This is a genomic window from Frankia sp. AvcI1, from assembly GCF_001420875.1.
In the GTDB taxonomy this organism is placed as follows: domain Bacteria; phylum Actinomycetota; class Actinomycetes; order Frankiales; family Frankiaceae; genus Frankia; species Frankia alni.
In genome coordinates, this window is record NZ_LJFZ01000013.1 from 1 (window position 1) to 14,843 (window position 14,843).

Annotated in this window: 8 protein-coding genes, 1 tRNA gene and 5 pseudogenes; 10 read left to right on the top strand and 4 right to left on the bottom strand. The window is 68.8% G+C overall.

From position 1 onward, the window contains the following. Positions 1 to 449 precede the first annotated feature (449 nt). Both UK94_RS52670 and UK94_RS52675 read right to left on the bottom strand, forming a co-directional pair. Positions 450 to 898 (bottom strand): TetR/AcrR family transcriptional regulator (locus tag UK94_RS52670; RefSeq protein WP_268761366.1); only part of this gene is annotated, 449 nt, incomplete at its 5' end. A 1-nt stretch (position 899) separates the two neighbouring features. Next, positions 900 to 977 (bottom strand): annotated as a pseudogene (locus UK94_RS52675) (TetR/AcrR family transcriptional regulator); the annotation flags it as partial. A 622-nt stretch (positions 978 to 1,599) separates the two neighbouring features. Here UK94_RS52675 and UK94_RS52680 point away from each other — a divergent pair. The 5 genes and pseudogenes from UK94_RS52680 to UK94_RS14875 all read left to right on the top strand — a co-directional run. Further along, positions 1,600 to 1,823: SAM-dependent methyltransferase (locus tag UK94_RS52680; protein ID WP_235488015.1), on the top strand; the 224-nt coding region annotated here is incomplete at its 3' end. Between the two features lies 1 nt (position 1,824). Continuing rightward, positions 1,825 to 1,878 (top strand): annotated as a pseudogene (locus UK94_RS52685) (hypothetical protein); the annotation flags it as partial. A 1-nt stretch (position 1,879) separates the two neighbouring features. Next, positions 1,880 to 1,967: pseudogene (locus UK94_RS52690) on the top strand (SAM-dependent methyltransferase); the annotation flags it as partial. A gap of 1 nt (position 1,968) precedes the next feature. After that, positions 1,969 to 2,424: pseudogene (locus UK94_RS52695) on the top strand (SAM-dependent methyltransferase); the annotation flags it as partial. A gap of 334 nt (positions 2,425 to 2,758) precedes the next feature. After that, positions 2,759 to 2,832, top strand: a tRNA-Ile gene (locus UK94_RS14875). A 337-nt stretch (positions 2,833 to 3,169) separates the two neighbouring features. On the opposite strand, the gene UK94_RS52700 is transcribed toward UK94_RS14875, so the two are convergent. Continuing rightward, positions 3,170 to 4,015, bottom strand: a complete 846-nt coding sequence (locus UK94_RS52700; protein WP_235488077.1) for a site-specific integrase — start codon at positions 4,013 to 4,015, stop codon at positions 3,170 to 3,172. A gap of 1,428 nt (positions 4,016 to 5,443) precedes the next feature. Here UK94_RS52700 and UK94_RS14885 point away from each other — a divergent pair. Continuing rightward, entirely contained in the window at positions 5,444 to 6,016 is a 573-nt protein-coding gene (locus tag UK94_RS14885) for a sigma-70 family RNA polymerase sigma factor (protein WP_041939702.1), read from the top strand. A 1,159-nt stretch (positions 6,017 to 7,175) separates the two neighbouring features. On the opposite strand, the gene UK94_RS33800 is transcribed toward UK94_RS14885, so the two are convergent. Further along, entirely contained in the window at positions 7,176 to 7,319 is a 144-nt protein-coding gene (locus tag UK94_RS33800) for a hypothetical protein (protein WP_157734283.1), read from the bottom strand. Positions 7,320 to 9,065: 1,746 nt separating this feature from the next. On the opposite strand from UK94_RS33800, the gene UK94_RS52705 reads away from it, so the two are divergent. The 4 genes and pseudogenes from UK94_RS52705 to UK94_RS14905 form a co-directional block, all read left to right on the top strand. Next, positions 9,066 to 9,207, top strand: a 142-nt coding sequence (locus UK94_RS52705; protein ID WP_313949513.1) for a helix-turn-helix domain-containing protein, incomplete at its 3' end; no start/stop codon positions are given. Position 9,208: 1 nt separating this feature from the next. Continuing rightward, positions 9,209 to 9,494 (top strand): annotated as a pseudogene (locus tag UK94_RS52710) (IS630 family transposase); the annotation flags it as partial. A gap of 33 nt (positions 9,495 to 9,527) precedes the next feature. Continuing rightward, the coding region (locus UK94_RS52720; protein WP_235488017.1) for a transposase at positions 9,528 to 9,940 on the top strand (413 nt) is incomplete at its 3' end. Between the two features lie 387 nt (positions 9,941 to 10,327). After that, entirely contained in the window at positions 10,328 to 10,756 is a 429-nt protein-coding gene (locus UK94_RS14905; protein WP_083866905.1) for a chromosome partitioning protein, read from the top strand. Positions 10,757 to 14,843 lie beyond the last annotated feature (4,087 nt).

Here is a 14,843-nt window from a genome sequence, read left to right on the forward strand (position 1 = left end):
CCCTCGGCGACTCACCGGCCGGCCTCGCGGCGTGGATCATCGAGAAACTGGAATCCTGGTCCGACGACTCGGCCTTCACTCCGGACGAGCTTCTCACCTGGGTCACCGCCTACTGGGTCACCGGCACGATCGGCACCTCCTTCACCACCTACGTCGAACCGGCCGCCCTCCCCGACCGGATCGACACGCCGACCGTGCTCTCCGTGTTCCCACGCGACCTCAAACCGGAGCCGCGAAGCTACGCGCAGGCGTTCCTGAACGTCCGCGATTATGTGGAACACCCTGCCGGNGGCCACTTCGCAGCCTGGGAACAGCCCGAGGCCTACGCCGACGACGTCCACCGCGCAGTCAAACTGGGCGGCTGAAACGGAGCCCGCGACACCGTGGCACCGCTTCGCCTCGTCCACCGCGACACCTCGTCCACCGCGACACCGCTTGCCGCGGACCCGTCAGGCTGCGAGCGAGAGCGCGCGCTCGGCCATCCCGATCAGCCGGGTGCGCGCCGCGATGCCGATGTCGCTGTACTTCGTCGAGTTCAGCAGCCCGAAGATCGCGTGTACCTCGATCTGGGCCTGCCGCTCGGTGAGACCGGGCCGCAGGGCGCGCAGGGGCGTCACCCACAGCCGGGTGTAGGCGAGCTGCCGGGACCTGACCTGGTGGGCGGCCTCGGCCGACAGGTTCGCCATGTCCCGGTCGTGCACCCTGATCAGGTCGGGCTCGCTGGTGGCGAAGCCGGCGTGACAGGCGATGAGCTGGCGCAGCGCGTCCGCGTCGTCGCCCGCGGCCGCGACGGCGGCCTGCCCGCTGTCGAGCATCCGCTGGCCGATGTCGATCAGCAGCTCGGCGAGCACCTCGTCCTTGCTGCCGAAATGCTTGTACACGGACGGCCCGCTGATGCNGGACGCGGCGCCGAGATCGTCGATGGACGTCCCGTGGAACCCGCGGGTGGCGAACATCCGGGCGGCCTCGAGCAGCAGCCGCTCGCGCGTCCNCTGGGCGCTCGGTCGCACCGCGCCGCCTCTACTCACCCGCGTCCTCCCTCGTTCCCCGCCCACCGCGGCACCCGACCGACCAGGGCACCCGACCGACTGCGACGCCTGATGGCGTGGCCTCGTGCCAGGCTAACGCCCCCTAACCGGCGCGGAGCGTCCGGACCAGCGGATCCGGATGGACCAGGAGACGTGTCTGCTCGACGCGGTGCTGGCCGCCACGGCCCTGCCGCTCGAATTCGACACGCCCTCGCCGAGCTGTGAGCACTCGCCCGGGGGCTGCTGCCTGCCGCCCGCGCCACCGAGGGACTCGGCCCGGCGCGGCGGGAACTCGTCGGCCGCCACCAGGTCGGCGCACGCACGAACATCGCCGCGTCCGGGCCGTCATCACCTACCTCAACCACAGCGGCTGATGCGCTTGTTGTTCGTCAAGCTGCCAGGAAGGAGCAACAGCGCTGTTGGGTTCCCATGTCCCTGTAGTTGATCCGCTGCTGTTCGCAGTGATTTAGCCTCACATTGGTGGCCGAGGCTGCCATCAGTGCCGTGTGGCCGCCGGGCCGTGTTCCGGCTGAATCATTCGACTTCGCGGCCTTTACCGGGCCGAGCCAGCATGAGGAGAGACGTGGCTGAGCAGCGCGATGGCACCCCGGACCCGGTGGACCATCCGAAGATCGACGTGACGACGCCGCATTCGGCCCGGATCTGGAACTACTGGATGGGCGGCAAGGACAATTACCCGGTGGACCGCGAGGCGGGCGACGCCTACATCAAGGCGTTCCCGGGAATCGTCACCCTGGCCAAGGAATCCCGACGTTTCCTCATCCGGGCCGTCGGNCACCTCGCCGGTGAGGTGGGCGTCCACCAGTTCCTCGACATCGGTACCGGCCTGNCGACCATGCAGAACACCCACGAGGTCGCCCAGCGTCTCGCCCCCGAGTCCCGCATCGTGTATGTCGATAACGACCCGCTCGTGCTGGCNCACGCCCGCGCCCTGCTGGTCAACACCACGCCGGAGGGCGTGACCACCTACGTCGACGGTGACCTCCACGAACCCGACCAGATCATCGCCGACGCCAGGAACGTGCTGAACTTCTCCAAGCCGATCGTCGTCATGTTCATGGGAATCCTCGGCCACCTCGCCGACTTCGACGAGGCGCGCGCGGTCGTGGCGCGGGTGGTGGAGGCCGTCCCTGCCGGCAGCTATCTGCTGCTGTGGGACAGCACCAACACCAGCGAGGGATTCGACGAGGCGCAGCAGGGCTACGACGACACCGGCGCCGTCCCCTACATCCTGCGCAGCCCGGATCAGGTCGCCCGTTTCTTCGAAGGCCTGGAACTCCTCGAGCCGGGCCTGGTGTCGATCTCGCAGTGGCGACCGGACGCCGAGGGCGCCGCGGCAGTCGACGGCTACGGCGCGGTGGCCCGCAAACCATAGGTCCAATCATCCCAATGCTTACGGGTCTCAGGTGATGCCCTGTCAGGGATCAAACGTCGGCTACGGCCCAGGGGTGACGGTCGGGCGCGTGCCGCGGTCGTCCACTCGATGAGCATCGCATCTGGACGACCGCGAACGTCCTGCCGCGGACAGAGGCCGCCCACGCCGACGGCGTCCCCCTCGAGCTGCAGGCGCCTGGGCCCGAGGCCGCCCCAGGCACGGGCCTCGGGCCCAAGTGGCCCTGCCCGAGCACCCGCGCCGCGCCCGAACCCACCCGCTACGCTGTAGGCACTCGACGCTCCAGCACTGCCGGACGCCCGGGGACCAGGCTCAGGGGGCGGTAGCTCAGCCGGTTAGAGCAGCGGACTCATAATCCGTCGGTCGTGGGTTCGAGCCCCACCCGCCCCACCCACTCTGACCTGCACGTTTGCTGCTCTTCGGCTGCTCTGAAGATCGATGACTCGCTCTGGTGGTGCCGTGGTGGTGCCGAACTGCGGATGATCAGGTGTCGATCTTGTTTCGTCGATGACTGNGAGTGCTCNGCAGCGGGATGCCGGGCCGCGGGCCGCGTCGCGCGGTACGAGGGAGAGCATGCGGCGGTTCGAGGACGCGGCGGATGGCAACGCGATCGCTTTCAGCCGGGAGAGTGCGGCCTGCGCGAAATCAAGGGGCAGCCGCAGTGGAGATGGACGCCGGTCTCCGGGCTGAGTGAGATCGTGAAGGACCGGGGTTTGCCCTTGGCTGGTCATAGATCAAGCTCGGGACCGTCAGGCAGTGGCCTGTCAATTTCCGATTGGGTTGCTGAAGGATCCTCCTGGGACGGGGAGGCGGCGTGAGGGCGCGCGCCTGGGGGGCGACGACGAGGGACGATCTCGGCGGCGGCTTTTGCGGCGGCTCGGTCGGCGTCGGAGAAGACCGATGTGTAGACGTCTCCCGTGAAGTGGACGGAAGCGTGTCCGAGGAGCTCTGAGACGATCTTGAGGTCGCGGGTGGCGCGGTAGGTGAGACTTGCGGCGGTGTGACGGAGATCGTGCAGCCGGATCGGGGGCAGCGGGCCGAAGTCCAGCGCGGTCTCGATGGCCTCTGCGGGCATCCGGTGCCGAGTGGCGAGCTGTTCGACACTCCACCCGTGTTCGGCGTGCTCGCGGCGGACTGTGGCGAAGCGGGCGACGAGGCGTTCGAAGCGCTGGGAGATGCCGTCGGGGGTGAGCTCGCTGCCGCCGGGATGTGTGAAGACCCGGCCTGTGTCGGTCCAGGCGGTGCCGTAGACAGCGCGTTCTTCGTTCTGGAGGTTCTGCCAGGCGGCCAGGACGTCCCGGGTGGTCTCGTCCAGGCTGATGGTCCGGTGACCTCCCTCGCTTTTCGGATCCTCGTAGATGTCGATGTCGGCATCGTCGGCGCTGGAGCTGGGTCCAGGAAGGTTGTCGAGGATGTAGATGCTGTCGTCCTCAAAGTCGATCTCGGTCCAGCCGAGTGCGGCGGCTTCCCCGCAACGCAGTCCGCGGTGGGCGATGAGGTGCCACAGCGGATAGAGGCGGTCCGCTTCGGCGAAGTCCAGGAAGGCACCCGCTTGTTGCGGGGTCCAGACCATGACCGGAGAGGGTCGGGTGCCGTTGCGCTGCCAGGCGGCGACCCGTGGCGCGGTCCAGACGAGCGGGCGGACTCTTCGCGCTTTGGGTAGTTCGACGTGCTCGGCAGGGTTGTATCGGAGCTTCCTTCGTTTTACCGCGCTGTTGAGTGNGCTCACCAGGGTTGCATGCACACGGCGCAGTCGGGTGGCGCTCAGCGGTCGGCGATGTTCTGGATTGTCCCGGCGAACTTCCAGAAGCCGCGTCAAAAGCGGCNAGGGCCTCCCTTTCGGTTCCCGGCCGATCATCATGGCGGCGGCATAGAGCTTCTCGATATGGAAGTCGCGTAGATCGACCAGGCGCAGGTGCCCGAGGCCGGGCCTCAGGTAGAGACGGATGTGTTCTTCGTACGAATGCCGGGTGGAGCGAGCGAGACTTGCCTTCCCGTCGAGCCAGTCATCCAGGTAGCGTCCGACCGTGAGATCGGCACCCTCAGGTCTCCTGCCGTCACGCATCTCGGCCAGCGAAGTTGTCAGAGCCTTATTGACATCAGATTCGGTGCCGAACGGTCCACCGGTGGTGCGTCGGCGTCGACTGTCGGGCCCCGGTGGTACATCGTGGACGAACCACCAGCCGCCGTGGTCCGAGCGAGGAAGCTTGGGGCAGCTGCCGTTGAGCTTGCTTCCCGTTTCCGGATCGCGGCAACCACACCGTTTGAATATTTGGAGCACTGGCGGCTCGTTATGGAAGCCGACACCCGCCCCCACCCGCGTCGTCCGCTGGGCCGCCACAGCCAACACCGAACGCGCCGCTGAAATGATCATCGCTGGTGCCATCGCCGACGGCATCGTCGCGATCCTCGGCAGGCACCTGGCCGCAAGTGCAGACATGCACAATCACATCGAGCGTGTCCCTTGCGGTAATTTCATGCGACTTCTGGAGCACCCGTGCTGCGTTCGGACGCCCGCGGCTAACCACGGATCACCCCCCACGAGCGTGGGGAGCACATCGACCCGTTCGACGAGGCGCTGCGTACTGGCGGATCACCCCCGCGGGCGTGGNGAGCACTGCTCGCGCGTGCGGCGCTCTGACCGCTTCGACGGNTCACCTCCACGGGCGTGGGGAGCACGCCGACGACGGCACCCCCAAGCTGTCGCAGCTTCCTGAAAACTGACCCCCTGTAGGGCCACGAAAGTCGACGTCTCGCGCGGGGTTCCGCCTGGAGGGGTCCTCCCCACGTCCGTGAGGGTGATCCGGACTGGCGACCTGGCGGCGGGTCGACCGGTGGGTCCTCCCCACGCCCGTGGGGTGCATGCGACGATCTCAGCCCGGTCGGGGCCAGCGGCCCGACCGGGCGGAATGCTGGCTCCACGGTGGTGGTCGGGTGGGTGGGGTTGTAACTTCGGCTGCCGGTCGGACCTGTAGGGGAGATGCCTGAGGAAGGATCTTCCGTGCCCCCGCGTTCCGCCGTGACGCTGTTCGAGGCGTTGTTCCAGGACCATCACCTGGCTGTTCTGCGTTTCGCGCGGCGTCGGCTGGGTGAGGACGCTGCCGCGTGGGACGTGGTGTCGGAGACCTTCCTGGTGGTGTGGCGGTCGTGGGAGAAACGGCCGCCCGACGCCGCGGAGGTACTGCCATGGCTGTATGCCATCGCGGGTAACGCAGTACGCAACCGCCGCCGGTCGCAGGCGCGGGCCGTTCGGCTGACCGCCAGGCTGTCTATGACGGGTTCGGCGGCCACGGCTGATCCGACCGTCGGGGTGGATGTTGTCGCCGACGAGGCCATTCGCCGTGATCAGGCTGTGCGCGTCCTGGAACGTCTGTCGGAGGACGACAGGGAGATCCTGACCCTCGCGGTGTGGGAGGGCCTGGACGTGGCCGGGCTCGCGACCGCGCTGTCGGTCTCCCCGGCCGCCGCGAAGGTTCGACTGCACCGCGCCCGCCGTCGGTTGGAGGCCCTCATCGAGGGGCCTGTCCCCGCAGACGTTTCGCCGTCTTCTTCTGCCCTGGGAAGGTCTCGATGACATCGACCGACCACAACACCGACGGCGTCGCCGCCGAGGACGACCTGCAGGCCGTCCGGTTGATGCTGGCCGGCACGGATCCGTTTCCGCGGCGGCCGCCGACTCGTGCGCAGCGGCGGCGGGCGGCAGAGGTGTTGCGGACGATGCGGGTCTCAGCGCCGTACTCGCCTGGGTGGCGGGGCCGGATGCGGCCAGGGGCGGTGGTCGCCTCCGCGGCCGCTGTGGTGGTGCTGGCTTTGCTGCTGACCGCGGTGAACGTGATCGGTGGGCGTGACACGGCCACGGCGGCGCCGCTGCTGCCGACGCCGCTGTTGACCGCGACCGCTGGGGATCGGCAGGCGGCGGTCGGGGCGCTGCTGGCTGCCGCGCGCGATCAGCGGACCGCCCCGGTCGTGGGTGTCGGACCTGTGCGCTACACGGTGCGTCAGACCTATGGCTTGGACGTGACCGTTGNCCGGCGGAAGGCCACCACGACCGCCACCACCTACCTTGTGGCCGAATGGAGACGACCGGACGGATCGCGGCACGTCGACCGGCTTCTGCAGCAGGTCGACCGGGCCGGGCACGATGTCNGTGGCCCGCAACCCGCTCCGGCCGGGCACGGGCCGACCGAGATAGCGGCTGCGGCAGGCGAGGTTCCGTTGCCCACCGATCCCGGCCGGCTGCGCGCCGCCCTCGAGGCGCCGGTGCGGGCCCAGGGCCGCATCCCGAGCGGTACCGACGTCGCCCGTGCCGTGCTGGGGCGGCTGCGTGAGGGTGACACGAACGCCGCGCAGAACGCGGCGCTGTTCGAGGTCCTCGCCGAGACGCCCGGTGTCTTCGACGCGGGGAGGGTCACCGACCGGGCGGGGCGCGACGGGCGGGCTGTCGGTGTGCAGGTTTCGGGACCGGAAAGCCTCGCCACGGCGTTCGGTTATCTGCTGCTTTCTGACGACGGGGAGGAACTGACCGTCGAGACCGTCTACCTTCCGTCTGCGCCGCCCGGTCTGAAGCTGCCGGAACGCCCCACCGTGGCCGACTACACCCAGTTCACTGTGCAGCGGCAGGTCCCGGCGGTAGGGGAAACCCATTGATGCCCTGGGGGCCGGTCGCAGCCCGTTCGCTGCGACCGGCCCGGGATCAATCACGCCCGCACACCGTCAGGCTCAGTGAAATCTCCTTAGCAGCCCGGCGCGGGCGGGTTCGACGGGTTCTGCAGGAAGATCTGCGACGATGGGATATTGATGTTCGGCTGGCCGGTGTACGGCGCGATGTAGTGGCAGGAGCCTCCGCTGCCCCACCGCAGGTAACCCTTGCAGCTCATGCTGATGTTGTCCCAGGACCTGACTGTCCAGGGCACACTGACCCACTGAGAAAGGTTTTGCCAGTAGCCCCAGTCTCGGAATGCTAGTGCGTACCNACTATAGTTGGGGGCGTCGACGATGTAGCTGTACTTGCCCGGGGAGCAGTCGTAGCCCTGGGTAGTCGCCCCCCCGTCGGCAGTGCTGGTGTAGGCGTCCGCCTCCTTTCGGGAGTCGAAGCAGTGGACCTCGGTCGGCGTGGTCACGACGCATACCTTGGCGCCGTTCCAGGTGTCCTTGTTCCACGAGAGGACCTGACCGTTGTAATACTGAACGATCTTTCCGTCTGAGGGGGCGACCGACGCTGCCTTTGCGGGTGTGGCGGCCGCTTCGGAGATGACGGGCGCGNCGGAGGCTGGCGCAACAAAAGTGACGACCCCCAAGCCAACTATCGCTAGCAGCGAAAGAAGAAATGCGCCGAGGCGTCCAAAATTTCGAATACCAATCAAGTGTACCCCAGTGTCCTAGAGATTGAATGACGGTCCGGGGTAAGGCTAGGGGTGCGCCAGGCGTGGTGGTCGTCTCTGTGAATTATCTGTCGAGTTGCGGGAAGGTTGAACGACCCTTGCCTGCGTGTGCTAAAAATGGCCTCACTTCTTTTGCGGCATGATGNCATGCCGCATTGTTGCAGATTATCCGGTACTCAAGGGAGCCGCTTTTGCTTGCTGTTCGCTGTGCGCGTACGGCACGCCGACGTGACAGCGCCCCGGTTCTCCTGCCCGTGGCCNACCCCGTCGGGCTTCGTAGGTGATCAGCTTGCGGTCGCGTAGACTCGTGAGCGCGGCGCGTACCAGTCGGTCACTGGCGATGCCGGAGTATTCTTGGATCATCGCGACGGACAGCACGCAGGTTTGTTGCGATCTTGCCGCCGTCTCGTGCAGCACTGCTGCGAACACGCGCCACTCGGCGCGCCCGAGGGGCGGGACCGCCTTGGCTGCACCCTCCAGCACGGCTCGGATCGCTTCGTCCCAGATCTCGGACTGCCTCTGAGGATCTGTTGCCTGAACGCTCTCCACCAAGTGACGCCCCAATAGCTATGGAAATCGAATTTGGCCGACGTGGTGATCATTTAGCGATCCCCTGTCTCAGGTCCGGCTGCTCTGGGTCGGTTACAGCGGANTTCAAGATTCTTTCGCGTCGAGTTGACGATCATGTGTCCAGCATGCGGCTCGCTGAACGTTGAGACTGTCGTACGTGCGCGTTCGACGGCGNCCGCTGGAGGCCTACCACGACCAACATCACTGCTACGNCACGCTGCTGCTCATCTCGGGGACACTGCTGGCGGGCGCCGTGCCGCAATCGCGTGGCAGGCGTCATGACCTGTGACTGGAGCGCAGCGAGGAGCAAGGTCGACCCTGGCAGACTCCTGCTCGGACCAGGTCTGGCTCACAGTTGTCGCTCAGCTCGCTGATAGCGATCAGTCGGTGGAGGACCACCGAAGATTCCCAGGCCGGTGTCCGTAGGACGTGACTCCGGACCTAGTGCGCTGACCATGAATGTTTTCGGGTTGTGAGGACACGCCGGGCGGGGTGCTGGGGTTCGGGTGGTGTCGGGTGCAGCGTCGGGATCGGTGGTTGATGCCGATCTGGGAGGTGAGCCCGGTGGGAGGACAGTCGGTTCGTGCGCGGNGGCTCAGTGACGAGGAAGGTCAGCGACTGCAGGCGATCGTGCGCCGTGGGCAGCATGGTTCGATCCGGGTCCGCCGAGCCATGATCATAATGGCGTCGGCGAGTGGGACCCCGGTCCCCGCGATCGCGAACCTGGTCCAGGCCGACGAGGACACGGTCCGGGGGGTGATCCACCGGTTCAACGAGATCGGTCTGGGAGCGCTGGACCCTCGGTGGGCGGGAGNCCGTCCCCGCCTGATCAGCTCTGCCGACGAGGCGTTCATCGTCGCGACGGCCCGCGCCCGCCCAGCGAAACATGGTCAGCCGTTCACCCACTGGAGCCTGCGCAAGCTCGCCGCCTACCTGGCGGACAACCCCGAGCGGACGGTCACCGTGGGCCGGGAACGGCTGCGGCAGATCCTGCACGCCCATCGGATCTCCTTCCAGCGGACCCGGACGTGGAAGGAGTCCACCGACCCGGACAAGGACGCGAAACTCGACCGGATCGAGTACCTCACCGCGGTCTGCCCCNACCGCTGTTTCGCGTTCGACCAGTTCGGACCNCTGTCGATCCGCCCGGCCCACGGAGTCGGCTGGGCAGATCAGGGGCATCCGGACCGGCTGCCCGCGACCTACCGGCGCACCCATGGGATCCGCTACTTCCACGGCTGCTACTCCCTCGGCGACGACCAGCTGTGGGGCGTCACCCGCGAACGCAAGGGCGGCCAGAACACGCTGGCCGCCCTGAAATCGATCAGAGCCGCCCGCCCCGACGGCGCCCCGGTCTACGTCATCTGCGACAACCTGTCCGCGAACACCACCCCGAAGATCCGCCGCTGGGCGGCACGGAACAACGTCGAGCTGTGCCTGACCCCGACCTACGCGTCGTGGGCGAACCCGATCGAGGCCCAGTTCGGACCCCTACGCACCTTCACCATGAGCAACTCGAACCACCCGAACCACCCGAACCACCCGACNCTCGCCCACCGACTGCAGGACTACCTGCGCTGGCGCAACACCTACGCCCGCCACCCCACCGTCCTACAAGCCCAACGACGCGAACGCGCCCGCAGCGAACGCCAACAACACTGGGGACGACCCCGAACCCAAGCCGCCTGACCAACCCGAAAAAGATCGTGGTCAGCGCAATAGTGGACACGGCGCTCGGTGGGGCGCGTGTCGATGTCTGAAGACGTCTGCACTGATGTCTGGACTTGCGTGCACGGTGAGCCTCGGTGGCGCGGGCAAGTCCCGGGACGCGGCCGGAATCTTGCCTGTTCGTTCCGCTGTTCCTCGAAGGGTGGAGGATGGTGCGCGCACCGTGGCTGTCCTGGTGCGTACGGCGGTCGGATCGGGGGAGATGGATGACGGGGATTGAGGTGGCGGTCGGGGTGCTGGCCGCGTGGGCGCTACGTAAGGCCCGCCGGGTCGGCGGCCGGGTCGACGCCGAAACCGATCGGGTCGTCGATGCCGGTCTTGACCGGGTCCACGATCTGGTGAGCCAGGCGTTGGGCGAGGGCGACCCGGTCCTGGCCCGCGTCGCCGAAGAAGCCCAGAACACAGGGGAGTTGTCGGCGCGGACCCGGCAGCGTCTGCAGTTGGCGTTGGAAGACGCCACCGACCACGACCCCGCTTTCGCCGCCGCGCTCGCCGAGGCGGTGGAGCAGGTCCGGGCCGCCGCCAGCACCAGCGGCGGGCACACCCTCGCCGGGAATCTGTTCACCGGGCCTGCCGCGATCCAGCAGGGTGATCACAACCAGCAGACCAACACCTTCGGTGCCTGGCCCGCGTGACGGGCACGCCATTCCCCGGCCCCGACCAGCCTGACCGGCCCGGTCAGCCTGACTGGCCAGGGCAGTCTGTTCGGCCCGGGCCGGGCAACGTTTTCGTCGGCCCTGCCGCGATGCAGCAGGGCGACGGCAACACCCAGCACAACTACTTTCCGGGCCGGCCGGCGCCGGTGTGGCCGGTCCTGGTGGGGCGGCCTCCGGCGTTGGCGTCGGCATTTCAGCCCCGGAAGGAGCTGCGGGANCAGGTTGTGGCTGCCCGTCGCCGTGGTGAGGACGTGGTCCTGGCCCAGGGTGATACCGGACGCGCCGGCGCGGGTCCGGGCACCCGGGTGCTGGCGGGNGGGGGNGGGGNCGGGAAGTCGCAGCTGGCGGCGTGGTTCGCCCACGACGCCTTGGGGCAGGGCGCGGACCTGGTGGTGTGGGTGGCCGCCGGTCAGGTCATCGACATGTACGCCCGGGCGGCGGTGCGGGTCGGTGCGCCCGGCGCCGACCGGCGCTGACCTGGTTGCGGACGCCGGGGCGTTGCTGGAGTGGCTGCGCACCACCGACCGCAGCTGGCTGGTCGTCCTCGATGACCTCACCGACCCGGCCGACCTCGCCGACCCGACCCGCCATGGCGGCTGGTGGCCGCCGCACCGGCCTGGCGGATGGACCTTGGTCACCACCCGTCTGCGCGACGCCGCGCTGGCCAGTTCCGGGCGGCGGCAGGTCGACGTCGACGTGTACGCCCCGGGCGAGTCGGTGGCCTATCTGACCGACCGGCTCACCGACGCCGGCCGGCCCCATCTGCTCGACGCGCGCGCCGCCGACCTGGCCGCGGCGGTGGGGCACCTGCCGTTGGCGTTGTCCCACGCCGCCGCCTACATGATCAACCAAGAGGAGGGGTGTACGGCCTACCTGGTCCGCTATGCCGCTGGCGGGCAGCGGCTGGACGCGTTGATGCCGGCCGGCCGGGGTGCCGGCCCGGATGGCTACGACCGGCCCGTGGCCGTCACGCTCCTGCTCGCCCTGGACGCCGCCGACCTGGTCGAGCCCGTCAGGCTGGCCCGCCCCGCGCTGGCGTTGGCCGCGGTCTGCGACCCGGCCGGTCATCCCGAGGCATGGTGGGCCACGCCCGCGGTCACCGGCTACCTGTCCGCGCACCGTACCGGCGGCGACGGCCAGCCCGTCACCGCCGATCAGGCACGCAAGCCCCTGCGGCTGCTGCACCGTTACGGCCTGCCGGGACGGCAATACCCGTTGCCGACAAGCAAGATTGTCGAATGGCGGCAATGGATGTTGCCGGACAGGCAACGGTGCTTGTCGTTCACCGCCTTCCGGTGGCCGTCTCCCCACCAGGGCGNCGACCGCCGAGGCGGTGCGCNGACTTGCGGCGATACTCGTCCTGCTGTTAACCCCTGGTGCGGGCGGCCACGACGCTAGAAGTCCCTGTTACGCAGCTAGATGAGATATTGGTGGCTGCCTCACCGCGCGGCGGTCGAGTTGCGCAGTGCGATGCGCGTTTGCCAAGGTGTGTCCTGTTCCGTGACTATGTCGTCATGCCTTACGACAGCACACCGCCGCCGGGCCGTGCGCATGCGTGGTCGGTCGCCCCGGAGCTTCTGNCCACCCGCAGACAGATCTCCCAGTGGGCGGGGGTCAGCCGAGTCGCGGTGACGAACTGGCAGCGTCGCCATCCGGACTTCCCCCAGCCGAAAGACGACGGTGGGATGGAGCGATTCTCCCTCAGCGAGGTACTGGCCTGGCTGTCCGCTCGCCGTGTGCCCGCCGCCCAGCGCCGCGGTGGTGAACCCGAGGGCATCACCTACGCCGACCGGGTACGCCGCGCGGTAAGGCCGGGCACCTCGCAGGACAGCACCACCCCACGCCACGGCGGCGAATCCGAGGGCACCACCGACGCCGGCCGGGTACGCCGCGCGGTAGAGCCGGGCACTTCGCGGGGCAGCACCACGGAGGAGATCCTCACGGAGTTGTTCGGCCCGCTGGGACGCCGTGTCCGTGGGAGCGCTTCCGCCGCGGTCTACCTGCATCTCGTGACCGGCCTGCTGTTCCTGCGCCACAGCGATCCTGCGTCCTGGGCCGGGCTGCGCGACGACGTCCACGCCGCCAGCGACAGGCAAAGCGACCCGCAACGGCTGATACGCAGGATCGGGGGGCGCATCGAGGCGGCCCGCGCAGCCCAGGGTCTGCCCTCAAGCCCCGGGAAAGCCCGCACGAGCTTCGCTGCGCTCGGCGGGCCGGCCGCGGAGGACCTCGGGCAGATCATGCGACGGTGCGAGGACCTGCCCCGCACCGTCTTCGGTGACCTGCTCCGCCACTACGAACTGTGGGACACGCACAGCGGCCCGCCCGCCACCACTCCACGCTCCCTGGTGGAGCTGATCATGGCTCTGTTCGTCCGTGCGGGCGACCAGGTTCACCTGCACGACCCGTACGCGCGGGCAGGGGAAATGCTCCTCGGCGCGTGGAAGGCGGCCGGGTCGGTGAAACGCTGTCCGGCAGCGGCGCGGACCCGGACCTGTGNCGGCTGGCCGAGATGGGTATCCGCCTCAGTGGCGGCCAGGCCCGGCTGACACCGGGTTCGCCGACGCCCTGGCGGGAGGCACCCGCGGCGCTCGCGGATCTGATCGTGACGAACCCGCCGTTCAACGCGACCTCCACCCGCGCCCCGTACGACACCTGGCTGTTCGATCCGCCACCCGCGCACAACGACAACTACGCCTGGCTCCAGCATNTGCTGGCATCACTGGCTCCCGGCGGGAAGGCCGGCGTCGTCATGCCCAACCGCGCGGCCGCCTCCGACGACGACCGGGAACAGCGCCTGCGCCAGCACATGCTCGACACCGGCACGGTCGAGTTCATCGTCGCGCTGCCGCGGCAGCTATTCGCACCGACACGGGTCGCGGCGATGCTGTGGGGACTGCGTGCCCCCGGCACACGGCCTGGTGACGACGTGCTGTTCCTCGAGGTGCACGGCCGCGNCCAGGTGTCGGGGCAGCAGNGGATCCTCACCACCGCGGAGATCAGTACGGTCGTCGCCTGCCTGGAGCAGTGGCGCGCGTGCCCCGCGGACCTGACCGGCCCCACCTGCGTCACGTACGAGGGTGTGTCGGCCCGCGCCGTGCCGCGAACCGAACTCGCCCAGCACGGATACTCCCTAGACCCCGCCGACCACCTCGCGGCCCGCACCGCCCCAGACCGGCCGGCCTCGACACCGCACCGGCCGATCAGAATGCTGGAAGAACAGCTGTGGCTGGCCGAACGCNCCGACGCGAAAGTCCAGGACATCAGCGTCGATCCCGGCGTCACCACCGTCGGGGATCATCCCCCTGGCTGGTCCACCGTCCCGCTGAAAGAGCTGTGCGACCTGCAGTCCGGCCCCTCCCACCAGACGGCACGCCGGCTGCGTGACACCGAGCGGGGCCTCGGGCTGGTCGCGCCCCGCGACCTGGTGGACCGCCGGGTGCGCACGGACACCACCCGGCGGATCCACCCGGAGCAGACCGACGGAATGAGCCGCTTCACCCTGNGCGAGAACGACATCCTGTTCGTGCGGACCGGCACGGTCGGACCGCTCGCGCGCGTGGACGCCGCCCANCAGGGATGGCTCCTGGGCACCAACCTCATGCGCCTACGCGNCCACGACGGTGTGGACCCCGCCTACCTGCTCGCGGTCCTGTCCGCCCGAGCCGCCCAGAGCTGGATCGCCCGACGTGCACAGTCAGCGACCGCGATCCCCTCGATCAGCACCAGCACCCTCGGATCGTTGCGACTGCCCCGCCCACCACTGAGCGAACAGCAACGCATCGGTGCGGTCCTCACCGACCTCGACAACCAGATCATCGCCCACCGCGNCCTGGCCGACGCCGCCGACCGACTACGCACCGACCTCGCCGACCACCTCACCACCGGCCTGCTCACCACAACGGAACTGCGATGAGCAGCGCCCCACCACACCAGCCAAGAACCACCCGCATCCTCCTGACCCTGATCGCGGTCCTGCTCGGCGTCATCGCCGCGCTGACCGGGACCCTCCTACAAATAGCCGATCACGCATCCGTCCCGGCCGCGATCCAGTGCGGCGCATGCG